The 23,035-nt window shown below is 68.0% G+C and carries 18 protein-coding genes and 1 other RNA gene; 5 read left to right on the top strand and 14 right to left on the bottom strand.

The window, feature by feature from the left end:
- Nucleotides 1-19: 19 nt before the first annotated feature.
- Genes murG through mraZ form a run of 9 tightly spaced genes read right to left on the bottom strand, consistent with a single transcriptional unit; the run spans nt 20 to nt 9,934 of the window.
- Nucleotides 20-1,114, bottom strand: coding sequence for an undecaprenyldiphospho-muramoylpentapeptide beta-N-acetylglucosaminyltransferase (gene murG, locus BIZ42_RS12365; protein WP_070426623.1), 1,095 nt, complete (start codon nt 1,112-1,114; stop codon nt 20-22).
- Nucleotides 1,111-2,439 (bottom strand): putative lipid II flippase FtsW, encoded by a 1,329-nt coding sequence (gene ftsW / locus BIZ42_RS12360; protein WP_070426622.1) that lies wholly within the window; start codon nt 2,437-2,439, stop codon nt 1,111-1,113. Before ftsW ends, murG begins: the two co-directional genes overlap by 4 nt.
- Nucleotides 2,439-3,524, bottom strand: a complete 1,086-nt coding sequence (gene mraY, locus BIZ42_RS12355) for a phospho-N-acetylmuramoyl-pentapeptide-transferase (protein ID WP_019182488.1) — start codon at nt 3,522-3,524, stop codon at nt 2,439-2,441. Before mraY ends, ftsW begins: the two co-directional genes overlap by 1 nt.
- A complete protein-coding gene (murF, locus tag BIZ42_RS12350; protein ID WP_070426621.1) occupies nt 3,514-4,908 on the bottom strand; it encodes a UDP-N-acetylmuramoyl-tripeptide--D-alanyl-D-alanine ligase in 1,395 nt (464 codons plus the stop codon). The genes mraY and murF overlap by 11 nt, the downstream gene beginning before the upstream one ends.
- Nucleotides 4,905-6,407, bottom strand: a complete 1,503-nt coding sequence (locus tag BIZ42_RS12345; RefSeq protein ID WP_070426620.1) for a UDP-N-acetylmuramoyl-L-alanyl-D-glutamate--2,6-diaminopimelate ligase — start codon at nt 6,405-6,407, stop codon at nt 4,905-4,907. The genes murF and BIZ42_RS12345 overlap by 4 nt, the downstream gene beginning before the upstream one ends.
- Entirely contained in the window at nt 6,404-8,248 is a 1,845-nt protein-coding gene (locus tag BIZ42_RS12340) for a penicillin-binding transpeptidase domain-containing protein (RefSeq protein WP_070426619.1), read from the bottom strand. Before BIZ42_RS12340 ends, BIZ42_RS12345 begins: the two co-directional genes overlap by 4 nt.
- The gene (gene ftsL / locus BIZ42_RS12335) at nt 8,245-8,508 is read right to left on the bottom strand and encodes a cell division protein FtsL (protein WP_019182492.1); all 264 of its coding nucleotides are present in this window, start codon (nt 8,506-8,508) and stop codon (nt 8,245-8,247) included. The genes BIZ42_RS12340 and ftsL overlap by 4 nt, the downstream gene beginning before the upstream one ends.
- Nucleotides 8,505-9,473: a 16S rRNA (cytosine(1402)-N(4))-methyltransferase RsmH gene (gene rsmH / locus BIZ42_RS12330; RefSeq protein WP_070426618.1), complete on the bottom strand. Its 969-nt coding sequence runs from the start codon at nt 9,471-9,473 to the stop codon at nt 8,505-8,507. Before rsmH ends, ftsL begins: the two co-directional genes overlap by 4 nt.
- A gap of 14 nt (nt 9,474-9,487) precedes the next feature.
- Nucleotides 9,488-9,934, bottom strand: a complete 447-nt coding sequence (gene mraZ, locus BIZ42_RS12325; protein ID WP_019182494.1) for a division/cell wall cluster transcriptional repressor MraZ — start codon at nt 9,932-9,934, stop codon at nt 9,488-9,490.
- A gap of 324 nt (nt 9,935-10,258) precedes the next feature.
- On the opposite strand from mraZ, the gene BIZ42_RS12320 reads away from it, so the two are divergent.
- Both BIZ42_RS12320 and rnpB read left to right on the top strand, forming a co-directional pair.
- Nucleotides 10,259-11,035 carry an NRDE family protein gene (locus tag BIZ42_RS12320; RefSeq protein ID WP_070426617.1) on the top strand — a complete coding sequence of 259 codons (777 nt, stop codon included), beginning with the start codon at nt 10,259-10,261 and terminating at the stop codon, nt 11,033-11,035.
- A 26-nt stretch (nt 11,036-11,061) separates the two neighbouring features.
- Nucleotides 11,062-11,412: RNase P RNA component class A (gene rnpB / locus BIZ42_RS12315), an RNA gene on the top strand.
- A 276-nt stretch (nt 11,413-11,688) separates the two neighbouring features.
- Here the strand turns inward: rnpB and rsmI are convergent.
- The gene (gene rsmI, locus BIZ42_RS12310; protein WP_070426616.1) at nt 11,689-12,510 is read right to left on the bottom strand and encodes a 16S rRNA (cytidine(1402)-2'-O)-methyltransferase; all 822 of its coding nucleotides are present in this window, start codon (nt 12,508-12,510) and stop codon (nt 11,689-11,691) included.
- 79 nt (nt 12,511-12,589) lie between these two features.
- Between rsmI and BIZ42_RS12305 the strand changes: the two genes are divergently transcribed.
- The 3 genes from BIZ42_RS12305 (at nt 12,590) to BIZ42_RS12295 (ending at nt 16,156) form a co-directional block, all read left to right on the top strand.
- On the top strand, nt 12,590-14,311 hold the full coding sequence (locus BIZ42_RS12305) for a penicillin-binding protein activator (RefSeq protein WP_070427532.1): 1,722 nt from the start codon (nt 12,590-12,592) through the stop codon (nt 14,309-14,311).
- Nucleotides 14,312-14,316: 5 nt separating this feature from the next.
- The gene (locus BIZ42_RS12300; protein ID WP_070427533.1) at nt 14,317-14,685 is read left to right on the top strand and encodes a YraN family protein; all 369 of its coding nucleotides are present in this window, start codon (nt 14,317-14,319) and stop codon (nt 14,683-14,685) included.
- Between the two features lie 85 nt (nt 14,686-14,770).
- Nucleotides 14,771-16,156: an FAD-linked oxidase C-terminal domain-containing protein gene (locus BIZ42_RS12295; RefSeq protein WP_070426615.1), complete on the top strand. Its 1,386-nt coding sequence runs from the start codon at nt 14,771-14,773 to the stop codon at nt 16,154-16,156.
- Between the two features lie 122 nt (nt 16,157-16,278).
- On the opposite strand, the gene BIZ42_RS12290 is transcribed toward BIZ42_RS12295, so the two are convergent.
- The 4 genes from BIZ42_RS12290 to BIZ42_RS12275 form a co-directional block, all read right to left on the bottom strand.
- Entirely contained in the window at nt 16,279-18,159 is a 1,881-nt protein-coding gene (locus BIZ42_RS12290; protein WP_237393505.1) for an autotransporter outer membrane beta-barrel domain-containing protein, read from the bottom strand.
- A gap of 643 nt (nt 18,160-18,802) precedes the next feature.
- Nucleotides 18,803-19,741 carry a fimbrial protein gene (locus BIZ42_RS19890; protein ID WP_237393504.1) on the bottom strand — a complete coding sequence of 313 codons (939 nt, stop codon included), beginning with the start codon at nt 19,739-19,741 and terminating at the stop codon, nt 18,803-18,805.
- Complete coding sequence (locus BIZ42_RS12280) at nt 19,734-20,243, bottom strand: fimbrial protein (protein ID WP_070426613.1); 510 nt, start codon at nt 20,241-20,243, stop codon at nt 19,734-19,736. The genes BIZ42_RS19890 and BIZ42_RS12280 overlap by 8 nt, the downstream gene beginning before the upstream one ends.
- A 30-nt stretch (nt 20,244-20,273) precedes the next feature.
- Nucleotides 20,274-22,769, bottom strand: a complete 2,496-nt coding sequence (locus tag BIZ42_RS12275) for a fimbria/pilus outer membrane usher protein (protein WP_070426612.1) — start codon at nt 22,767-22,769, stop codon at nt 20,274-20,276.
- Nucleotides 22,770-23,035: the final 266 nt, after the last annotated feature.

Raw genomic sequence — 23,035 nt, 5'->3', positions numbered from 1 at the left:
CTGGCGCGCGTAGCGGTGTTCATTTGGATTCCTCGAGAATGATGTCGGCGATGCGCTCAGCGGCATCGACCTTGGCCAGGGCACGCGCGGCGTTGGCCATCTGCATGCGTCGGGCGGAATTTTCGGACAGATCGCGCAGCACGCCTTCCAACTGCGTCGCCAGCGTTTCATCCTGCTTCAGCAACACGGCCGCGCCGCGCTCGACCAGATACTCCGCATTGCGGGTCTGGTGATCGTCGACGGCCGCCGCGAACGGCACCAGCACACTGCCCACGCCGACCGCGCAGAGCTCGGCCAGGGTGGAGGCACCGGAGCGGCACACGACCAGATCGGCCCAGGCGAACGCCTCGGCCATATCGGCGATGAAGGGTTCCACGCTTGCCTGCACGCCGGCATCGGCATAGGCCTGCAGCGCTTCGGCATGCAGCTTCTCGCCGCTCTGGTGGCGCACCTGCACCGGCATCCCGGCGCCCAGCGCAGCCAGCGCCTTGGGCACCGCGTTGTTGAGCACGCGTGCGCCCTGGCTGCCACCGAGCACCAGCAGGCGCAACGGGCCTTGGCGATTGGCCAGGCGCAGATCCGGCGGCGTGATCGCGGCGATCTCGGCACGCACCGGGTTGCCGACCGCTTCCTCGCGCTTGGCGAAGCTGCCCGGGAAACCGGCCAGCACGCGGCGCGCGACGCGCGACAGCACGCGGTTGGTCAACCCCGGGGCGCGGTTCTGTTCGTGCACCAGCAGCGGCAGGCCGTGCAGGTGCGCGGCGATGGCGCCGGGGCCGGAGGCGTAACCACCGAACGCGATCACGGCACGCGGCCGGCGATCACGGATCAGGAAGCCGGCCGCGCGGACCGCGCGCAGCAGGCGGAACGGCGCGCCGAGCAGGGCCAGCTTGCCCTTGCCGCGCAGGCCGCCGATGGCCAGCGTGTCGATGGGGATGTCGTGCTGCGGCACCAGGCGCGTTTCCATCGCGCCATCGGCACCCAGCCAGGTCACCGGCACGCCGCGCTCGCGCAGCACCTTGGCCACGGCCAGGCCGGGGAAGATGTGCCCCCCGGTACCACCGGCCATGATCATGACCGGGCGACGGGACGGATCGAGGCGAGGCGTGCTCATCCCATCCTCCCCAGCGTCGGCTCGATGCGCTGTTGCATGCGGCTGGTGCCACGGGTGGAGCTGTCGCGCGGTGCGGCATCGCGGTTGCCGCTGTCCTGCATCGCGGCGGCGACCGCACTGGCGCTCTCCGCCCTGGGCGCATCCCCCGGCAGCGGACCCTCCTGGTCGGCACCCATGCGCACGGCCTGGCGGCGCTCGGCGCGATCCAGTTCGTAGGAGACGCGCAGCAGCAGGCCCATCGCCACGCAGGTCATCAGCACGCTCGAGCCGCCCGAGGAAATCAGCGGCAGGGTCAGCCCCTTGGTCGGCAGGATGCCCAGGTTGACCCCGATCGAGACGAAGCTCTGCATGCTGATCCACAGGCCGATGCCGAAGGCGATGTAGCCGGAGAAGTGGCGCTTCATTTCCACGCAGCGCATGCCCAGCCAGAAGGTGCGGCCAACCAGCAGTGCGTACAGCGCGATGATCAGGCAGGTGCCGAGGAAGCCCAGCTCTTCGGCGGTGACCGAGAAGATGAAGTCGGTATGCGCTTCGGGCAGGTAATAGAGCTTCTGCACCGAGTTGCCCAGGCCCACGCCGGTCCACTCGCCGCGGCCCACGGCCATCAGCGCGTTGGACAGCTGGTAGCCGTCGCCCTGCTGGTCGGCCCACGGGTCCAGGAAGGAGGTGATGCGGCGCATGCGGTACGGCTCGATGATCGCCAGCGCGCTCATGCCGACCATGCCGATGATCACCGGCATGGACATGCGCGGCATGTTGACCCCGCCCAGCACCAGCATGCCGGCGGTGATGGCCAGCAGCAGCGTGGACGAACCGAAGTCCGGCTGCAGCAGCAGCAGCACCACCAGCGCGCCGGCCACGCCGAGCGGCTTGAGCATCGCCGGCCAGGTGGCATTGACCTCATCGCGGAAGCGGACCAGATAGCTGGACAACCACACGATGTAGAGCACCTTGACCGCTTCGACGGTCTGGAACTTGGAGATGCCCAGGTTGATCCAGCGGCGGGCACCGTTGACGCTGCTGCCCAGGCCCGGGATGAACACCACCACCAGCAGCGCGAAGCAGCCCAGCAGCAGGATCTGGTTGTACTGCTCGATGCTCTTGAGCTCGGTACGCATGGCGATGATCGCCAGGCCGATACCCACCGCCAGGAAGATCAGGTGGCGGTTGAGGTAGTAGAACGGGCTGCTCATCAGCGCGATCGAGCTCGACGCGACCATCACCACGCCCAGCCCGGTGAGCGCGATGATCGCGCCCAGCAGCCACTTGTCGAAGTGGCCTCCGATGGCTTCAAGGCGGGTTGCCTGGCGCGAGAGGTCGTTCATCAGCGGACCTTCAACGTGGCCAGGCCGATCAGGACCAGCACGACCGAGATGATCCAGAAGCGCACGATCACGCGCGGCTCCGGCCAGCCCTTCAGTTCGAAGTGGTGGTGGATCGGCGCCATGCGGAACACGCGCTTGCCGGTCAGCTTGAATGAGGCGACCTGGATCATCACCGACAGCGTCTCGATCACGAACACGCCCCCCATCACCACCAGCACCAGTTCCTGGCGGGTGATCACCGCGATCGTGCCCAGCACCGCGCCCAGCGCCAGCGCGCCGATGTCGCCCATGAAGACCATGGCCGGATAGGTGTTGAACCAGAGGAAGCCCAGCCCTGCGCCGGCGATCGCCGCGCAGATGATGACCAGCTCACCGGCGCCCGGGATCTGCGGGATCTGCAGGTAGCTGGAGAACACCACGTTGCCCGAGGCGTAGGCGAACACGCCCAGCGCGCAGGCCACCAGCACGGTCGGCATGATCGCCAGCCCGTCCAGGCCGTCGGTCAGGTTGACCGCGTTGGAGAAGCCGACGATCCAGAAGTAGGCGATGGCCACGAAGCTGATGCCGGCCAGCGGCAGCGCGATCGACTTGAACATCGGGATGTAGAACGTCATCGCCGCCGGGACATCGGCGGTGTAGAACAGGAACAGACCCGCCGCGAGGCCGAAGATCGACTGCAGCAGGTACTTCCAGCGCGACTTCAGGCCGTTGGGATCACGGCGGACGATCTTGATCCAGTCGTCGTACCAGCCAATCGCACCGAAGCACAGCATCACCGCCAGCACCAGCCAGACGTAGCGATTGCGCAGGTCGGCCCACAGCAGCACCGACAGCGTGATCGTCAGCAGGATCAGCGAACCGCCCATGGTCGGCGTGCCGGCCTTGGAGAAATGGGTCTGCGGCCCGTCCTTGCGGATCGGCTGGCCGCCCTTGAACTGGGCAAGCTTGCGGATCATCGCCGGGCCAAGCCACAGCGACAGGAACAGGGCGGTCAGCGCCGCGAGGATGCCGCGCAGGGTCAGGTAGCCGAACAGCCCGAACAGGCTCTCCAACTGCTGCAGCCATCGGGCCAGTTCAAGCAACATTGGGGGTTTCCTCTCCTTGCGCGAGCAGCGCTTTGACGATCGTGTCCATGGCGCTGCCACGCGAGCCCTTGACCAGGCAGCGCACGCCGGCATGCAGTTCGGTGGCGAGCGCGGCGGCCAGGGCCTGGTGGCTCTGGAAATGCTGACCGCCTTCACCGAAGGCGGTCGAGGCGGCGGCGCTCAGCGGACCGAGCGTGTACAGCCGCGCCAGGCCAGCCTCGCGCGCACGGCGGCCGGCCTGCGCATGCAGCGCCTCGCCGTCCGGGCCGAGTTCGCGCATGTCGCCGAGCACCAGCCAGCCTTCTTCCTTCGCGCCTGCCAGGGCATCGATGGCCGCGGCCAACGAGCCGGGGTTGGCGTTGTAACTGTCATCGATCAGCACCGCGCCGTTGGGCAGCTGGTGCGCGATCTGGCGGCCCGGGACCGGCTCGGCGCGGGCCAGGCCGGCGGCGATCTGCGCCACCGGAAGGCCTGCGGCCAACGCCAGCGAGGCAGCGGCCAGGGCATTGCTGATGTTGTGCCGGCCCGGCAGGCCCAGCGTGATCTCTGAATCGCCCTGCGGCGTGGACAGCACGAACTGGCTGCCCTGCGCGGCCGGACGGATCGCACGTGCGGTGACATCGGCGCTGTGGTCCAGGCCATAGCGCAGCACGCGGCAGCGCGGCGGCTGGCCGACGATGTGCTGTTCGAACCAGATCCCGAAGGCGTCATCGGCATTGATCACGGCCACGCCATCGGAGGGCAGCGCCGCGTAGATCGCACCCTTGGTGGTGGCCACGCCCTGCAGGCTGCCCATGCGCTCCAGATGCGCCGGCGCGATGTTGTTCACCAGCGCGTAGTGCGGGCGCACGATCTCGGTGAGGTAGGCGATATCGCCCGGCTTGCCGGCGCCCATCTCGTAGACGGCGTAGTCGGCATCTTCCGGCGCATCGAGGACCGCCAGCGGCAGGCCGATCTCATTGTTGCGGTTGCCCGGGTTGGCGTAGACCACCTTGCGGTCGTCCCGTGCCACCTGCTCCAGGATCGCCAGCAGCAGGCTCTTGACGCTGGTCTTGCCGTTGCTGCCGGTGATCGCGAACACCTCGGTGCCGCGGTCGCGCTGCATGCCGGCGGCGATGCGGCCCAGGGCGTGCTCGCTGTCGGCAACCACGATCTGCGGCAGGGCCACATCCAGCAGGCGCTCGACCAGCATCGCCGAAGCACCGCGCGCCAGGGCGTCGGCTGCGAATTCATGACCATCGAAACGCTCGCCGCGCAGCGCCACGTACAGGCTGCCCGGGGCAAGCGTGCGGGTGTCATTGCTGATCGCATCGATGGCGGTGTCTTCGCCATGGATCTCGCCACCGGCCCAATGGGCGATCAGCGACAGCGGCGTGCGCTTCATGGGGCCTCCCTGCGCAGCGTGCCCGCGTTGTCTACGCGCGCGGCCAGCACTCGGCCGGCCACCTCGGTGTCGTCGAAGGCGTGCTTGACCCCGTCGATCTCCTGGTAGGGCTCATGTCCCTTGCCGGCGATCAGCACGATGTCGCCCGCGCCGGCCTGGCCGATCGCAGCAGCGATCGCGGCGGCACGGTCGCGCTGCACGGTGACCGCCGCGGGTGCGTCAAATCCCTTGAGGATGTCGGCCACGATCACGTCGCCGTCTTCGCCGCGCGGATTGTCGTCGGTGACGATCACCACGTCGGCATGCTGTTCGGCGATGGCGGCCATCTGCGGGCGCTTGCCGGTATCGCGCTCGCCGCCGCAGCCGAACACGCAGACCAGGCGGCCGGCCAGATGGCCCTGCACGCTGGTCAAGGCCTGTTCCAGCGCATCCGGGGTGTGGGCGTAATCGACCACCACGGTGGGCAGCCCACCCTCGCCGCCCAGGCGGTTCATGCGGCCGGCAATCGGCTGCAGCTGCGAGAGCAGCGCGGCGATCGCGGCCGGGATGTGGTCCAGCGCATACAGCGCACCGGCTACGGCCAGCAGGTTGTCCACGTTGAAACGACCGAGCAGCGGCGACTGCACCGGATGGCGCTGGCCGTCGACCACCAGGTCGAAGGCGATGCCGCGCCCATCCAGGGTGAGCGAATCGGCGCGCAGGGTGGCCTGTGCGGCACCGCGCGAGCTGACGCCGATCGGGCGGACGCTCGCGCCGACGGTGCGCAGCAGCTCGCTGCCGAAGCTGTCATCGAGGTTGACCACGGCAGCCTTCAGACCATCGCGGTGGAACAGCCTGGCCTTGGCCGCACCGTACTGCGCCATGTCACCGTGATAGTCGAGATGGTCGCGGGTGAGATTGGTGAACACCGCCACGTCGTAATGCACGGCGTCCACGCGGCCCTGGTCGAGCGCGTGCGAGCTGACTTCCATCGCCACGGCCTGGGCGCCGGCATCGCGCAGCTGCGCCAGCACCTCATGCATCTGCAGCACCAGCGGCGTGGTGAACCCGGTCGGCACGACGTTGCCGTACAGACCCACGCCCAGCGTGCCGATGCTGCCACTGGCGGTGCCGAGCAGGTGCCAGGCCTGGGCCAGCAGCTGCACGGTGGACGTCTTGCCGTTGGTGCCGGTCACCCCGACCATCGTCATCGCGCGCGAGGGATGGCCGTGGAACTGGTCGGCCATCGCGCCCATGCGGTTGCGCAGACCCGGCACGGCGATCGCATCGGCCGGCGCCGGCAGCTCGGCCGGGGCCGGCGGGTCGAACAGGATCGCTGCAGCGCCATTGGCGCGCGCCTGGTCGACAAACCCCAGCCCGTGCGCGCCGAAACCGGCGATCGCCACGAAGGCGTTGCCCGGGCGCACTGCGCGGCTGTCCAGCACCAGGCCGGTGAGGGTCGGATCGTGGCTCAGTGCCACATCGGGAAGCAACTGCGAAAGCAACATCGTCTGGCTCATTGGGTGCCTCCCTGCGCGGGCGGCACCGTTGCGTGCGCGCTGGGCAGCGCGGCATCGAATTCTGCGGCGGCGTCGGGGGCGATCACCGTTTCCGGCGGCGGCATCGGCAGCACCGAGGCCGAGTGGCCCATCTTTCCGGACTGCTGGGCGGCCAGCCACGACTCGATGTCGTCCGGCGGCACGTCCATCAGGCGCAGGGCGCCTTCCATCACGTTGTGGAACACCGGTGCGGACACCAGGCCGCCGTAGTACTTGCCGGCCTGCGGGTCGTTGATGACGATCACCGTGGCAAAGCGCGGGTTGGTGGCCGGCACCACACCGGCGAACAGCGCGTTGTAATGCCCGCGCTCGTACCCGCCCGGGCCGGCCTTTCGGGCCGTACCGGTCTTGCCGGCCACGTGGTAGCCCAGCACCGCGGCCTGCTTGGCGCCGCCCTGGGTGACCACGGTTTCCATCATCGCCACCACTTCCTTGGCGATGCTCTCATCGATGATCTGCTTGCCTTCGTTGCGCTGGCCCTTGACGAAGGTCGGCGCGATCAGCTTGCCGCCGTTGCCCAGCGCCGAGTACGCCGTGGCGATCTGCAGCGGGGTGACATTCAGGCCGTAGCCGTAGGACATGGTGGTCTTGGACGAGCCGCTCCAGCGCGCCGGACGCGGCAGCACGCCGGCCGATTCGCCGGGGAAGCCGCTGTGCGGCGACACGCCGTAGCCGAAGCTGTGCACGTGGTCGTAGAAGACCTGGTCCGGCATCTTGGCCGCGATCTTGGCCGCGCCGATGTTCGAGCTGCGGGTGATCACGCCGGTGACGTTGAGCACGCCGTTGTTGCGCGGCACGTCCTTGATGGTGAACCGGCCCACGGCCATGTAGCCCGGGTTGGTATCCACCGTGGTGTCCTTGGTGACCACGCCGGACTGCAGCGCCGAGGCGATGGTCAGCGGCTTCATGGTCGAACCCGGCTCGACCAGGTCGGTCACCGCGCGGTTGCGACGGGTGTCCGGTGCCGCGCCGCCAACGGCGTTGGGGTTGTAGGTCGGCAGGTTGACCATGGCCAGCACTTCACCGGTGGCCACGTCCATGATCACCATCGAGCCGCCGGCCGCCTTGTTGGCGATCAGCGCGTTGCGCAGCTCCTTGAAGGCCAGGAACTGGATGCGGCGGTCGATGCTGAGGGTGAGGTCCTTGCCCGGCTCGGCGGCGCGCAGCAGATCGCTCTCGACGGTGTCGCCCTTGCGGTTGCGGATCACCCGCTTGGCGCCGGCCTTGCCGCGCAGCCATTCGTCGAAGGCCAGCTCCAGTCCTTCCTGGCCGCGGTCGTCGATGTTGGTGAAGCCGAGCACGTGCGCCATCGCCTCACCCTGCGGGTAGAAGCGACGGAACTCGCGCTGCGAGGCCACGCCCGGGATCTTCAGCGCGACCACCTTCTCCGCGTCGTCCGGATTGATCCGGCGGCGCAGGTACATGAATTCCTTGTCCGCCTTCTGCGAGAGCTTGGAGGTCAGCTCGTCCAGCGGCATGCCCAGCGCGGTGGCCAGCTCCGGGATGCGGTCCGGCGAACGCAGCAGTTCCTGCGGGTTGACCCAGATAGAGGCGACCGGGGTGGACACCGCCACCGGTTCGCCATTGCGGTCGGTGATCATGCCGCGCGAGGTGTTGATCGGCAGTTCGCGCAGGTAACGCGCTTCGCCCTGGCGCTGGTAGAACTCGCTGTTGATGATCTGCACGTAGGCGGCGCGACCGACCAGCGAGACCGAGCACAAGCCGAGCGCCAGCCCCACCCACTTCAGGCGCTGGCGGAGGTTGAAGCTGTTGCGCGCACGGTTGCGCCCGGACTTGTTCATGGCCGGATCACCACGACATCGGCCGCTTCGGGGAACTTCATGCCCAGGCGCTCGCGGGCGACGCGGTCGACCCGGGTGGCCTCGGCCAGAGTGGCCTGCTCGAGCTGCAGGCGACCGAACTCGATGTTGATCTCATCGCGCGCCCGCTCGACCCGGGACAGCTCCACGAAGGTCTGGCGGTGGCGATGGCGCATGAACACCACGCCGATCGCCGAGGCGACGGTGCAGGCCAGCAGCACGATCAACAGCAGGCGGCTCATCCGGCCACCTCGCACTTCTCGGCGACGCGCAGCACGGCGCTGCGCGAGCGCGGATTGACCGCCAGCTCGTCATCGTCGGCCTTGATGGCGCCGCCGTGCAGCACCAGGGTCGGCACGAACGGCTGCGCCTCGGGCAACCGGCGGTTGCTCGGCGGGGCCTTGGCATGGCGGTTCATGAACTGCTTGACGATGCGGTCTTCCAGCGAATGGAAGCTGATCACGGCCAGGCGGCCACCGGGCTTGAGGCGCGCCAGGGCGGCATCCAGGCCGGCCTCGAGGTCGGCCAGTTCGCGGTTGATGTGGATGCGGATCGCCTGGAAGCTGCGCGTGGCCGGGTTGATCTTGTCCTTGCCACGCGGCATCACGGCGGCGATGGCATCGGCCAGTTCGGCGGTGCGGCTGAACGGCTGCTTCTCGCGGCGGGCCACCAGCGCGCGGGCGATGCGCCGGCTCTGGCGCTCTTCGCCATAGGTCCACAGGATATCGGCGATCTCGCGCTCTTCGGCACGGTTGAGCCACTGCGCCGCGCTTTCGCCGCTGTCCGGGTCCATGCGCATGTCCAGCGGGCCATCCTTGCCGAAGCTGAAGCCACGCTCGGCGACATCCAGCTGGGGCGAGGACACGCCCAGGTCGAACAGCACGCCATCCAGGCCCTGCGCGGTGGCCTCCCAGTGCAGCAGATCGGCGAAGCTGCCACGGAAGATCGAGACGCGCGGGTCCGGCGCGAAATCACGCTCGGCTACCGCAATCGCCTCGGGATCCTTGTCCATGACCAGCAGCCGGCCTCCGGGACCGAGTTGCTCGAGCACGCCGCGGGCGTGACCGCCACGACCGAACGTGCCATCGAGATACACTCCGTTTTCGATCACCTTCAGGCCATCCAGGACCTGCGTGTACAGGACCGGCAGGTGGCCTGCCGGCGACTGCGACACCGGAAGGTGACCGGTCTGCGCTGCTCCGCGCATCCGGGCACCCCGGCTCACAACTTCAGGTCGAGCAACCCATCGCCGAGATCCTCGTCAGACAACGTCTGCTGGATCAACGCGCGATGAGCCTGCTCGCTCCACAATTCGAATTTGTCGCCCATACCGAGCAGCACCGCCTTCTTTTCAATGCCAACGGCACCACGGTGGCTGGCGGGAATACTGATGCGGCCGTTGCCGTCCAGCTCCAGATGCGCGGCCGAACCGACCAGCTTCTGTTGCAGGAGGCGCACGACGCGCTGTGTGTTGGGCTTGGACATGACGTCATCACGGACGCGTTCCCATTCCTGTTCGGCGTACAGCCAGAGGCAGCCGGACTCGAACGGGTTGTAGGTCAGGACCAGACGGTTGTTGCTCACACGCGCGACAAGGTCGCGATGCGCGGTCGGAACCGCCATGCGCCCTTTGTCGTCAACAGTGATGGCCGTCTCGCCTTGAAACACGACGTTTTCACCTTTCCTTCGCCTGGTGAAACATTGAACCACGAAAAACCACAAAAAACCCGGTTTCCCCTCTGATGCCCACCTTAGCAGTGCCGATCGGGTTGTCAACAACTTTGCGAAGGGGAAATCACTTTGAACATCAAGGGCTTGCAGCAATGTTTAGAGACTTGTTCAAGGCTTATCCACAAGTTGCTGTTTCGTCTCATTTTTTGAGATTTCGCCGAAGTTCAGGCCTGTGGAGACCGCGTGAAACATCGCCGCGTATTCAGTCCTGACGCGGTCGGCATCGTCTCGCCGCTGCGCAGAACCGGCACAATGTGAGGCATGTGTCTGCTCGCCCTCGCATGGAAAACACACCCCCTCTGGCAGCTGGTGATGGCCGGCAACCGCGATGAATTCCACGCGCGGCCCACCGCCGCGCTGGCACGCTGGTCTCCGCCGGATGAAGCCGTGGCCGCCGGCCGCGACCTGCGCTCGGGTGGGACCTGGGCCGGGATCGGCGCGCAGGGGCGGATGGCGGTGGTGACCAATGTCCGCGACCCGCTGGCCCGGCAGACCGGCCCCTCGCGCGGCGCCCTGGTGGCCGGCTACCTGCGCGACGATGCGCCGGCGGCCGTCTTCGCCGACCAGCTCGCCGCGCGCGCGGTGGAATTCGCCCCCTTCAACCTGGTGCTGGCCGACCGCGACAGCTGCCAGTTCCTGGGCAACCATCCCCTGCACCGCCAACCGCTGGCCCCGGGCATCCATGGCGTGTCCAACGGGCCGCTGGACGCGCCGTGGCCGAAAACCGTGACATTGAACGCAGCGCTGCGCGCGTGGGTGGACGCCGCCAGCGAGGACCTGACCCCGCTGTGGGACGCCCTGCGCGATGAGACCCGCGCCGACGACCGCGCCCTGCCCGACACCGGCATCGGCCTGGCGCGCGAGCGCTGGCTGTCCTCCGCCTTCATCCGCAGCCCCGAGTACGGCACCCGCGCCAGCACGATCATCGCGCTGGACGCCAACGGCCACGGCTTCATCGCCGAACGCCGGTTCGATGCGGAGGGTGACTGCATCGGCGAGACCCGGCTGACGACCACGCAGCTGTCTGCGCCGAGGTGACGTGAATGTGGGACAATGCGCGCGGCGGAGTCGGCCAGACAGTCGCGTCATCCCTTGCGGATGCCGAGGAAAGTCCGGGCTCCACAGGGCAAGGTGCCAGGTAACGCCTGGGCGGCGCGAGCCGACGGAAAGTGCAACAGAAAGATACCGCCTACGTTTCCTTCGGGAAGCCGGTAAGGGTGAAATGGTGCGGTAAGAGCGCACCGCGAGTCTGGTAACAGACCGGCACGGCAAACCCCACCTGGAGCAAGACCAAATAGGGACCTAATGGCGTGGCCCGCGTCGGGTCCGGGTAGGTTGCTCGAGCGCTGCGGTGACGCAGCGCCTAGAAGAATGACTGTCCACGACAAAACCCGGCTTATCGGCCGGCTCCGCCGCTTTTTTCGTCATGACGAAAAAAGCCCAAGGTTTGCAGCGCAGACCTTGGGCCCCGGGCCACCAGCGCCCAATTCCCCGCGGCTGTCGCCGCGCCCCCCTTTACTAAGGGGGGCTGTGCATCCAGACGGTTTGCGTGGGCCGGCATTCAATCTGCACGCGCGGTAGCCACCCCATGGGTGGCTGCCTCACGTTCTGGCACCGCGTGCAGCCACCCGTGGAGTGGCTACCTTCTTTGGCACTGCGTGCAGCCACCCGTGGGTGGCGCGACCGGCCGATCAACCGCCGTACAGGGCTTTTCTGGGGGCACCGGTGAGTTCGGCGGCGAGCTTGGCTGCGGTGGACGGCGGGAGGTGTTCGCTGAGCTTGGCGTACATGCGGCGGCCGGCGGCCAACTGAGCCTCCTCATCGTCGGCCGCGCCCTGCACCATCACCACGAACTCGCCCTTGCGCTGGTTGTCGTCCGCCTCGACCTGCTGCAGCAGCGAGGCCAGGTCGCCGTCCAGCACGGTCTCGAACAGTTTGGTCAGTTCGCGCGCCAGCACCGCCGGCCGCTCGGGCCCGAACGCAGCCATCATGTCCGCCAGCGATTCGGTGATCCGGTGCGAGGATTCGTAGAACACCAGGGTGCGGGTCTCACCGGCCAGCGCGTTGAGGCGCTCGCGGCGGCCGGAGGCCTTGGCCGGCAGGAACCCTTCGAAGGTGAAGCGGTCGCTGGGCAGGCCGGCCACGCTCAGTGCAGCAATCGCCGCGCAGGCGCCGGGCACCGGGCTGACCTTGATTCCGGCTTCGCGCGCGGCGCGGACCAGGCGGTAGCCCGGATCGCTCACCAGCGGGGTGCCGGCGTCGCTGACCAGCGCCAGCGACTCACCGGCCAGCAGGCGCGCCACGATCCGCTGCGACAGCGCTTCCTCATTGTGATCGTGCAGCGCCACCAGTGGCTGCTGGATGCCGAAGTGGGCCAGCAGCTGGCCGCTGCGGCGGGTGTCCTCGGCGCAGATCGCGGCCACCGAACGCAGCACGTCCTGTGCCCGCGGGGTCAGATCGGCGAGGTTGCCGATCGGGGTGGCAACGACATACAGCGTGGGGACAGCACTCATCAGCGGCTCTTCCGTGGTCAAGGGTAGAATCGTACCGTTCCCCGGCCACGGCCGCTGCCCCCATCGAATGGACCTGATCATGAACAAGCCCGTCGTAAGGATCTCCGCCCTTTCGTTGTCGCTGATGCTGCTTGCCGGCTGCGCCACGACCAGCTTCACCAGCGCGCCGGAATCGCCGGCCCAGAGCCAGGCCCTGGCCTTGATCGAGCAGGGCAAGCCGCGCGATGCGGCGCTCCAGCTTGAAGCGCTGGCCAACACCCTGCGCGGCAGTGCCCGCAGCGCTGCCCTGGCCGATGCCGCCTTTGCCTGGCACGAAGCCGGCGATGCCACCCGTGCCCGCACGCTGCTGGCCCAGGTCACCGCGCGCCAGCTCAGCGGCGCCAGCCTGCAGCGCTACCAGCTGACCACCGCCGAACTGGCGCTGGCCGACAAGCAGCCGGCACAGGCGCTGGCCGCGCTGAAGGATTCGGCCGATGCGGTCACCCCCTCGCTGCGCACGCGCTGGCAGCTGGCCCGCGCCAACGCGCTGCAGGCCACGGGTGACAACCTCGGTGCCGCACTCGAGCGCGCCCGTGCGCACGCCGCACTGACCGGCAAGGCGCGCAGCGACAACCAGCAGGCCATCGCCGGCCTGCTCGGCACGCTGGACGATGCCACCCTGCGCGCCCGCGCCGCCGCACTGCCGGCCAATGAGCCGCTGTACAACTTCGCCGGCCGTGCGCTGATCGCCCGCGGCCTGCCGCTGCCGCGTCCCTTCGATCGCGAAGGCGCCTCGCAGTTCGACACCAGCAAGCGCCCGCCGGCGATGAGCGATGGCTACCGCCCACCGGTGAAGATGGCCGTGCTGCTGCCGCTCAGCGGCCGCCTGGCCACCGCCGCGCAGCCGGTCCGCGATGGCCTGCTCAGCGGTTACTACGGTGAAACCCGCCGCCGCCCGGACATCCAGTTCATCGATACCGCCGGCACCGCGGCCGGGGCCGTGGCGGCCTACGACAAGGCCGTGACCGCCGGCGCCGATTTCATCGTCGGCCCGCTCGGCCGCGACGAAGTGGATGCCGTGTTCGGTCGCCGCGAGCTGCCGGTGCCGGTGCTGGCGCTGAACCGCGGCAAGGACACCCCGCCGGCCGGCAGCGCCGGTTTCTCGCTGGCCCCGGAAGACGACGGCATCATCGCCGCCGAGTATCTTCGCGGCCGCGAACGCAGCAAAGTGCTGGTGATCCACAGCAACGATGACAACGGCCGCCGTGCCGCTGCCGCCTTCCGCGAGCGCTTCGCGCAGCGTGGTGGCCAGGTGGTGGCGACGATCGGCGTCAGCGACACCGTCGGTGATATCGGCGCGCAGGTGCGTGCCGCCGGTGCCATCGACGGCGTGCTGCTGGCGGTCAAGGCACCGCAGGCGCGTGCGCTGACGCCGCAACTCGCACTGGCCGGTGCGGGCGGCGCCACCCGCGTCGGCACCTCCCAGCTCACCGTCGGCGCCGGCAAGCCCGAAGAAGACATGGCGCTGGACGGCATCGTCTACCCGAACGAAGCCTGGAACGTGCGCGGCGTGCCCGGCCTGCCAGCCGCATCCACCGCCGGGCAGATCCTGCCCTCGGCACGTGGCGCCTCCGGTCGGCTGTTCGCGTTTGGTTTCGACGCCTGGAAGATCAGCGCCTACCTGGACAAGGTCGCCACCGAAGGCGGCCTGGCCGGCGCCACCGGCACCCTGTTCCTGGACAGCAACGGCAACGTGCTGCGGGTACCGGCGTGGTCGACCTTCAGCGGCGGCCGGCCGATGCCGATCGCCAGCAGCAACTGATCGGCGTGCCGACAGGGCGCGCGCTACGTGGCGCGGCGGTGGAAGCCGCCGCACAGCAGCATCTCCGTGAGGCCGGGCTGCGCCCGGTCACCACCAACGCGCGTTATCGCCGCGGTGAGATCGACCTGATCATGCGCGACGGCGATGTCGTCGTGTTCGTGGAAGTGCGCTACCGCGCCAGTGCCCGCTTTGGCGGCGGCGCGGCCTCGGTGGACCTGCGCAAGCGACGCAAGCTGGTGATCGCCGCGCAGTTGTTCCTGCAATCGCATCCCTGGCTGGCCGAGCAGCCCTGCCGCTTCGACGTGGTTGAAGCCAGTGGCGAGCCGCCGCAGCTGAACTGGCTGCGCGACGCGTTCCGGCTGGAAGACTGCTGATGCCGGCGAGCGTTACCCGCGCCTCATTCCACCGCCGTCGTGGTGCGCCGCGCCGATGCGCCCCAGCCGATACCCGGACTCGATGATGACCACCGCCCTGCCCGCTGCGTTTGCTGCCACCCTGCATGCCCTGCTTGGCGAGGACGGCTGGCGCACCGATGACAGCGCACTGGACGCACATGCGCAGGACAACTCCTGGCGGCACACGCGCCCCGCAGGCGTGGCGTTCCCGCGCGATCGCGGGCAGGTGGTCGCCCTGGTCCGCGCCTGCCGCGAGCACCACATCGCCCTGGTCGCGCGTGGCGCCGGTACCGGCACCACCGGCGCGGCGGTGCCGATCGAAGGCAGCATCGTGCTCTCGTTCGCGCGCATGAACCGCATCCTCGCCATCCAGCCCGGCGACCGCTGCGCGGTGGTCGAACCCGGCGTGCTCAACGGCGACCTGCAGCAGGCGCTGATGCCTCATGGTCTGTTCTGGCCACCAGACCCTTCCAGCGCGGAGATCTGCAGCATCGGCGGCAACCTGGCCTGCAACGCAGGCGGCCCGCGCGCGGTGAAGTACGGCACCAGCCGCGACAACGTGCTGGGCCTGGTGGCGGTGACCGGTGCCGGCGAACTGATCACCTGCGGCGGGCCGTACACCAAGGATGCCACCGGCTACGACCTGACCCATCTGCTGGTGGGCAGCGAAGGCACGCTGGCGCTGATCGTGGAGGCGACCTTGAAGCTGACCCCGCTGCCGGTGACACAGGCCGGGCTGCGCGTGCTGTACCGCGATGCGGATGCCGCCGCCGCGGCTGTGTCGCGCCTGATGTCGCAGCCGGTCGTGCCCACGCGGTTGGAGTTCATGGACGCGCGCAGCTTGGAGCTGCTGCGTGGCAATGGTGCCGAGGTGCCCGAGGCCGGCGCGATGCTGTTGGTCGAAGCCGATGGCGACCACGACACCCTGCCCTATCTGCTGCAGGCGCTGGCTGCTGCTGCCGAGGGTGACGGCATGATCGCGTTGGACGTGGCCATGGAAGGGGCCGCGCGCGAAAAACTGTGGGCCGCACGCAAGGCGCTGTCGCCCGCGCTGCGCAGCATCGCCCCGGGCAAGATCAACGAAGACGTGGTGGTGCCGGTGTCGCGCATTCCGGACCTGGTATCCGGCGTGCAGGCACTAGCACACGAGTACACGCTGACCATCGTCACCTTCGGTCATGCCGGCAACGGCAACCTGCACGTCAACATCCTCTACCACCCGGAAGATGCCGACGAGAATGCACGCGCGCACGCCGCACTGCCGAAGATCTTCGAACTGACGTTGGCGCTGGGTGGCACGTTGTCGGGCGAACACGGCATCGGCCTGGCCAAGCGCGACTTCATGGCCAAGGCGTTCACCCCGGAAACGCTGGCGACGATGCGCGCGATCAAGGCCGCGCTGGATCCGGATGGCATCCTCAACCCGGGCAAGGTGCTGCCACCGGCTTAGCGATTGGTGGCGGTCAACACCGCCCCGACCGGCACATGCGAAAGGCTGTTTTTGCCTGCCGTGCGTTGGCCGAGCACGCGGCTATGCGGCGCACGCGGCATGAGTGGGCACGCAGAAGGGGTTTACCAGCTGTAGCTCAGGCCCACCTGGGCGCTGGTCTGGTGGTAACCCGAGGCACGCTGCAACGACAGCCCACCCCACGCGCCCACGCCATTGGCAAATTTCAGCGACGCACCGGCACTGAACTCGCCACGGCTGCGTGGAATGCGCGCGTCCACCGCCTCATCGTCCATCAGCACGCCCGACGCCGCACGCTGGTGCAGCCAGTGCGCAGCCACATACGGCTGCACCTGCGCGGCGCTCGTGCCCCACCGGGTCACGCCGGAAAGGCGCACGCCCGCACGGCCGAACACCCCATCGGCATCGCGCGTGGTCACAACCGTGCCGTTGGCTTCGGTGTGGCGCAGATCATCCCAGCGGTTGTACCCGACCTGCAGCTGCGGCTCCAGGTAGAGGCCGCCGTTGGCAGCACCACCTACGCGCACCGCATAACCCGCTTCCACCGCGCCCTGCCACGCCTTGCTGTCATAGCGCTCCGGGGTCAGGGCCAGGCCTTCCACCCGGTTGCGGAACTGCGAACGCTGCAGCGAACCATCCACATAGAACCCTGCATACGGATCTTCATGCGGTGCGCGCCAGGTGCCATACACACCCAGTGCGGCGCCCTTCACCGTGCCGCGCGCGTAGTAGCCGGTCAGCGCATTGGTGGAGGTGCTGCCGGCGTTGCCGGCCGACAGCATGACGCCGAAGGCGCTGCCGTCCGCGTTGCGCAGCAGGTCCGCCCCCACGCTCAGCGCCTGGCTGTTGCCCTGCACATCCAGCTGGCGGCTGACCGCATCGAAGCCACTGCGCGAACCGTCCACCCGCGCCCAGCCGCGGCCACCGTTCTGGCCTGCCTGGCGGTCGTGGTAGCCCAGGCGGAACATCACCTGCGAAGCGGTCAGATTGGCCAGGTAGGCACCGCCTTCCGGGCGCAGCACCGGTACTACCGGGCCGCCGCAGTCGGGCAGCGTCGGATCGGCATCGCACGGGTCCGGCGGGGTCGGCAGCTGCGAGCGCAGGTACCAGTTACCCTCGCCACCGGCCACGCCGCCCTTGTGCAGGAAGTACTCGTACTGCCCGCCCACCGCGCGCCCGGCCAGATCGAACTGGCCGTTGGATGCCCCGTCCACGCGGATCAGCTCGATGCCATCCACCGTCTGCGCGCCGGCGCCGCCCACGTTGTTGACCGCCACCTTGGCGGTGCCGCTGGTATCGCCCAGCACGTGCAGCAGGTCGGTGCTGGACCCATCGGCGCCCAGCACGGTGTTGAACAGCACGGTGCCGCCGTTGCCGGTGAAGGTGTCCACGCTGAGCGTATTGAAGGTGCCACCATCGCCCAGCGCCAGCGTGCCGCCATCGTTGAGCGCCAGCGTGCCCACGCTGCTGTCGCCGCTCATCTGCCAATGGCCGCCGTTGTCCAGCGTGGCGCTGGTGACGTTGGTGAACGCACCGGTGATGCTGCCGCCGTTGGACAACGTCACGTGGCCCTGGCTGCCATCGTCGCCCACCACGATGTTGCCGCGCAGAGCGCTGGATTGAACGTCGAAGTGGGCGATGGGCAGGTCAGTACCCGTCGTCGACACTTCCAGCAGGTTGCCGTTGCCGCCAATCAACTGGCTGCCATTGCGCACGGCAATGCGTGTCTCTGCCGAAGCGCCGCCGCTGGAGGTTCCCAGTACCGAGATGGCCGGTCCGGCAAGGCCTTCCACGGTCGAGCCGTCGATGACGTTCTCACCGGGCACCTCCATGCTGTAGTCGCCCACCCTGAGCCGGATGCCGGCAGCTACGCCCTCAATGCGGCTGCCGCCAAGGACGCTGAGGCGACCACCGAACGAGTTGATGCCAACGTTGCCACCCGCGACGGAGGTATTGGAGAGCGTCAGCTCCGTGCGGGAACCCATGTTCACCGCATTGACATCGGATCGGATCGTACTGCCACTGACGTTCACCGTCGTCCTTTCTGGCGAAGTGTCGGAATATGCGACCCGCAACGCCTCACGATTGGTGCTGGTCAGGGATGAATTGGAGATGGTGGCCGTACCCAGGACGTTCACAGCGAAAGAGCCGGGACTGGAGACCGTAGCACCATCCATAAGCAGGGTCCCTGCGCCGTTCATGGAAATGTCGATGAGCTGCGCGCCAGGCTGCACGATCAGCGTGCCGCCGGTTCCCACCGTCCAGCGTTCGGCAGGCGCCCCCGGCCCCAACACTACTTCACCATCGGCCGGAACCACGCCGGCAAAAGCAGCGGGGGTCGCGGTGGCGAGGGCGGCCATGAGGGCCAGGGTCAATCGGCGGTGCTGAATGGGATTCATGGAAAGCGTTCCTGTTTGAAGGATCAGGCAGCCGAATAGCGCAGCTGCGCAGGCCGGTAATGGCCGCTACTGTGTCCGTCGTGCCGAATCAATCACATTCAATTAGTTGTAAAAATGTGCGATTACGACAACAAGTTACGTGTTGTTAATACTGGCGCGCAGGAACGTGATGGATATGTGAGCGGCGTTGCCGGCATGCCTGGACCAACTGCCGCCCGCACGATGCGCCCTACCAGTAATCCACGTTCAGCACGGCTTCGCCTTTGATCTGACCGGGCTTCAGTGGTTCATTCAACCGGATGTAGCGTGCGGTGAACGGATGGTCGTGCACGCCGCCGGTACCCGGATCGAAGTCCCACGATTGTCCGAACTGCATCTCCCTGCCATTGCGCAGTAATTGCACCCGCACACCCTGGGCGTCCGAATCGGCCGTGGGCGTCAGCTGACTCCCCGTATTGCCGGCATCGCCGGCATCGACCAGCGCCATGCGCGCACGCGGCGGGTCGATACCGCAGTTCATGCGGATCGCCACCACTTTTTCACGGGCCGTACTGCCGGGCGTCGACAGCTCCGCCATCTGCACCTCCTGCAGGGTTTCGTTGCCGTCCTGCAACGGGCAGGTGGTTGCCGGGAATTCGACGCGCAGACGCACCGGCATGACGATATTGACGGCGGGCTTCTCCACCGAGGTCATCGTCAGCGTCCCACGGGTCTCGAACGTGCGCATCCGGCCGCCCCGGCTGAAGACATAGACCTGTGGCGCGAATACTGCGCCGCCATCCGAGCCGACGTCCGCCGGATAAGGAACCTCCTCCCCATTGCGCAGCGCCACTCCGGCCCATCCGAAAAACTGCTGATGACTGAACGCCAGCAATGCCGAATCCGGCGATGCCTCATACGCTGGCATGACCCTTCCGTTGTAGGTGACATCCCCTACCGGCAGCAGATCCGGCATGTCCAAGCGGAGACTGGTCTGGAAGTCCGGACCGACGCAATCCCTGATGGTGATGGTCCCCGGAACCTGCCGCATCCATACCTTTGGCGCTTCGGGGTAGGTGTCATACCGCAGATCCCGGTCCGCTGGCCACATGGTGGAGGAGCAGGCCTGGGCGCCCCCTCCAACCAGACAGGCACCGAGCATTACCCAGGATGCGCTGCGTTTACTCATAGTCTGCCGTCACCGTAATTTCGGTCTGCACCGCACCTGCCTTCGCCGCACCCACCGTGGGCAGGTAGTAGCCGGCGCGCAGGGCGAAAGTAGCGGTCGAACCGGTCACCGGTACGTCGATGCCGGTATCGCCGTTCTTCAGATAGGTCGTGCCCGTGGCGCCCTGCAGCAGCGCGATGGTGACGCCATCGGCCGCATCGGCGGCAGCCGTGTTCTTCCAGCGCTCTGCGTCGCCATCAGCGGCGGTACCGGCGAAGGACAGCGTGGCCTTGGTCACGCCCACGCAACCGCTGAAATCGAGGCTGCCGGTCTTGAGCTTGTTGTCGCCCTGGGTGAGCTCGTCGGCTTTCACCGGATCCAGCGCGATGGCGGGCGCGTTCAACGTGCAGGTACCCGGCAGCACGCGGCCGCTGATGGTCAGCGTGGTGGTAACGGCCAACGCGGTGGGTGTGGTGGCAATCAATGCGAGGAGGGTGGCGCTACGCAGGGCAACAGCATTCATGGGGAATCTCCTGTGGAAGGGAATGGCGGATCAGGGGGTTGCGGGAGCGGCGGCCTGCAGGCCCCGCACGGGGGCAGCCAAGGGCACGCACAGCGCCTGGCTCCACGACAGGCCATAGCCATCGGGCGCACCGGGCATGCGGTATTCCAGACGGCAGCGCTGCGTGCCGTCCGGGTCGACAATCAATGCGCCGGCATCGTGCGCACCGCGCAGCTGGATGACGCCGCCCTGCCCGACGGCGCCCTTGGGCGTGCCGGATTCGTCTTCCACCCGCGCAGCGAACGGCAACGGCTGGCCGAGGGCATCGGTGGCGTCGATGAACAAGATGCGCTCGCGACGCGCGCCGAATTCCACACGCACGATGCTGCCCGCCGTGGGCGCTACCCGCTGCGAGGTCTGCAGCAGTTCCACCTCGATCGGCAGGCCGGACGGGTCCAGATCGATCTGGTTCCAGCGATACGGACTGATGTGCGGCAGCAGCGCGTAGCCATTGCCAGCCACGCGCACCTGGCCGCCATGGCCGACGCGCGCGCCCTGCGCACCATCGGCATGGATGAGCGCAAAGCCCTCGCCCGCCGGCGGGCCCAGGTTCATGCCGCCGCGATGCAGGGCGACGCTGCCGCTGGCACCCAGCGACAGGGCGCGGTAAACACCGCTGCGGCCGTAGCCCGCGGTGACGTTGCCACGGCTGCCCTGGTACGCGGCGTAGGCGCTGGCGTTACCCTGGCTGCCGTTGCCGTCGCTTGCCGACAAGCTGTAGCTGAATGCACGGTGTTCGCCCAGTACGCCGTGGATGCCCAGCTGTGCCTGCGTGCCGCTGGCGGCATGGCTGAGCTGGCTGCCCAGGCGCGGCGTGTTGGGGCTGCGGCCAAGTGGCACGCTGACGGTAAGCGCATAGCGCGTGTCCTGGTGCCCTTCGCCAATCTGGTAGCGCAGCGCGGAGACGCCGATATTGGCCACGGCCACCACGGTCTGCATGCCCAGCTGCACGTCGTTGTGGCGGCGTGCGCTGTCCCAGTACCGGGTATGACCACCGCTGAGGTACAGCGTGCTGCGCTGGCCCAGCTTCTGCGAGAAGTTCATCTGGTAGCGCTGGCGGGCGCGGCTGGCATAGCCCCAATCGTCACTGCGTACGCGTGCGAAATCGCCCAGCGACAGGTAGCCACGTGTGCTGTAGCGGTAAGCGGCCAGACCGAAGTTGGTGCCGCTGCGCGCAACGTAGCGCTGGTAGTTGATGCGAAGGCTGTTGCCGCTGACCGGCCCGGCATGCAGCGGCTGCGCGCGCGAATGGGTAACGTCGGCACCGAAGGCACCCACTGGTGTGTTGAACGCTGCGCCGGCCAGCAGCGAGCGGTAATCTTCGCCCAACTGGGCGCCGCCCAGCAGGGTCAGTCGGTTGCTGATGCCGCGTGCGTAGGTGGCTTCGGCAAAGCGCAGTTCTTCCCAGCGATCGCTGGTGTCGCGCAGCTGGCCCACGGTGGCGCTGAAACGGCTGGCGCCGGGACGCAACGCCTGCGGGACGGCGGAGAAGTTGACGTTGAAACGCTGCTCGCGACCGTCAGGCTCGGTAACGGTCACTTCAAGATCGCCACCGAAATGGGTGGGATACAGATCCTCGATGACGAACGGGCCCGGCGCCACCGTGGTTTCGTGGATGACGTTGCCGTTCTGGCGGATGCGCACCACTGCGTTGCCCTCGGCAATGCCACGCACGACCGGCGCAAAGCCGCGCAGCGAGTCCGGCAACATGCGCTCGTCGCTGGCCACGCGCAGGCCGGTGAAGGCCACGCTCTCGAAAAGCTCGCCGCCGGTGTTGCTTTCGCCCAGCAGCAGCTGGCTGTTCCAGCCAGGCAGATCGCGCTGCAGCGTACTGCCGATCACATCGCGGCGGCGACCGTCGCTGGCATGGCTGATGGACGAGCGATGCCGCAGTCGCCACGCGCCCAGGTTCAGGCCGGCGTTGACGCCGAGGTAGGTGCTTTCGCGGCCACCACTGCGGGTGTGGTTGAGGCTGTAATCGAAGAAGCCGGCAGTGATGCCACGATCGCGCTGGTCCGGTGCCACATAGCCGCGCGCGCGACGTGCCTGCGCCGCCTGCGGTAGACCGATGCGCAGCTGCAGCGTACTGCTGTCAATCGCCACGGTAGCGCCTTCGATCAGGACGGGCAGATCGACGCAGGCGTCCGGGGCATCACCCAGCTGGGCACGGATGTCGTCCTTCAGATCCAGCCGACGCACTACTGCCGTGGGCAGGCACACCACGCCATCGCGCACACCGATATCCACGTTGCGCTGGAAGGCGTCGTTGACCAGCAGCTCCAGCGGGTAGTGGCCATCGGGCAATGGATTGCCATGCGCGTAGCGCTGCATGTCGATGGCCTGGCCACCGATGAGGAAGCCGTCGCTGAACTCCACATCATCGGCAGCCGCCGACGCGATACCGGTCGAGCACAGCACGATGGCGACGGCCGCACACAAGGCCCGGCGCGGTACAGGAAGGGGGGTGGGAGAGGAACGCAGTGTCATGGAGGAATTTCAGGTTGCGGCCCGCACAGGCGCGAACGTCGCAGCGAAGATTAGGCAGGCGTGTCCCACATGCCCATGCAACTTGTTGCAATTCCAGCAAGGCCGCTCCCGGCCATGCGCACGTGGCGAGCGCCAAGGCTTCGCGTCTGGTCCGACCTGCGTACGAAGGCCGATCACCTCATCGCGCGCACGTGTCGACGCAGCGTCTGCTCATCGAGTGGACTGCCTGCGACGTCTTGTATCCGCGCCTCCTTTTGCAACTAGTT

This window comes from Stenotrophomonas sp. LM091, from assembly GCF_001806305.1.
GTDB lineage: Bacteria > Pseudomonadota > Gammaproteobacteria > Xanthomonadales > Xanthomonadaceae > Stenotrophomonas > Stenotrophomonas bentonitica_A.
This window is presented reverse-complemented; position numbering and strand designations above follow the sequence as displayed.

What these genes read in the sequence shown, in the direction of transcription:
- murG (WP_070426623.1), bottom strand. Translation starts at nt 1,114, where the DNA reads ATGAGCACGCCTCGCCTCGATCCGTCCCGTCGCCCGGTCATGATCATG.
- ftsW (WP_070426622.1), bottom strand. Translation starts at nt 2,439, where the DNA reads ATGAACGACCTCTCGCGCCAGGCAACCCGCCTTGAAGCCATCGGAGGC.
- mraY (WP_019182488.1), bottom strand. Translation starts at nt 3,524, where the DNA reads ATGTTGCTTGAACTGGCCCGATGGCTGCAGCAGTTGGAGAGCCTGTTC.
- murF (WP_070426621.1), bottom strand. Translation starts at nt 4,908, where the DNA reads ATGAAGCGCACGCCGCTGTCGCTGATCGCCCATTGGGCCGGTGGCGAG.
- BIZ42_RS12345 (WP_070426620.1), bottom strand. Translation starts at nt 6,407, where the DNA reads ATGAGCCAGACGATGTTGCTTTCGCAGTTGCTTCCCGATGTGGCACTG.
- BIZ42_RS12340 (WP_070426619.1), bottom strand. Translation starts at nt 8,248, where the DNA reads ATGAACAAGTCCGGGCGCAACCGTGCGCGCAACAGCTTCAACCTCCGC.
- ftsL (WP_019182492.1), bottom strand. Translation starts at nt 8,508, where the DNA reads ATGAGCCGCCTGCTGTTGATCGTGCTGCTGGCCTGCACCGTCGCCTCG.
- rsmH (WP_070426618.1), bottom strand. Translation starts at nt 9,473, where the DNA reads ATGCGCGGAGCAGCGCAGACCGGTCACCTTCCGGTGTCGCAGTCGCCG.
- BIZ42_RS12320 (WP_070426617.1), top strand. Translation starts at nt 10,259, where the DNA reads ATGTGTCTGCTCGCCCTCGCATGGAAAACACACCCCCTCTGGCAGCTG.
- rsmI (WP_070426616.1), bottom strand. Translation starts at nt 12,510, where the DNA reads ATGAGTGCTGTCCCCACGCTGTATGTCGTTGCCACCCCGATCGGCAAC.
- BIZ42_RS12305 (WP_070427532.1), top strand. Translation starts at nt 12,590, where the DNA reads ATGAACAAGCCCGTCGTAAGGATCTCCGCCCTTTCGTTGTCGCTGATG.
- BIZ42_RS12295 (WP_070426615.1), top strand. Translation starts at nt 14,771, where the DNA reads ATGACCACCGCCCTGCCCGCTGCGTTTGCTGCCACCCTGCATGCCCTG.
- BIZ42_RS12290 (WP_237393505.1), bottom strand. Translation starts at nt 18,159, where the DNA reads ATGGGTTCCCGCACGGAGCTGACGCTCTCCAATACCTCCGTCGCGGGT.
- BIZ42_RS19890 (WP_237393504.1), bottom strand. Translation starts at nt 19,741, where the DNA reads ATGAGTAAACGCAGCGCATCCTGGGTAATGCTCGGTGCCTGTCTGGTT.
- BIZ42_RS12280 (WP_070426613.1), bottom strand. Translation starts at nt 20,243, where the DNA reads ATGAATGCTGTTGCCCTGCGTAGCGCCACCCTCCTCGCATTGATTGCC.
- BIZ42_RS12275 (WP_070426612.1), bottom strand. Translation starts at nt 22,769, where the DNA reads ATGACACTGCGTTCCTCTCCCACCCCCCTTCCTGTACCGCGCCGGGCC.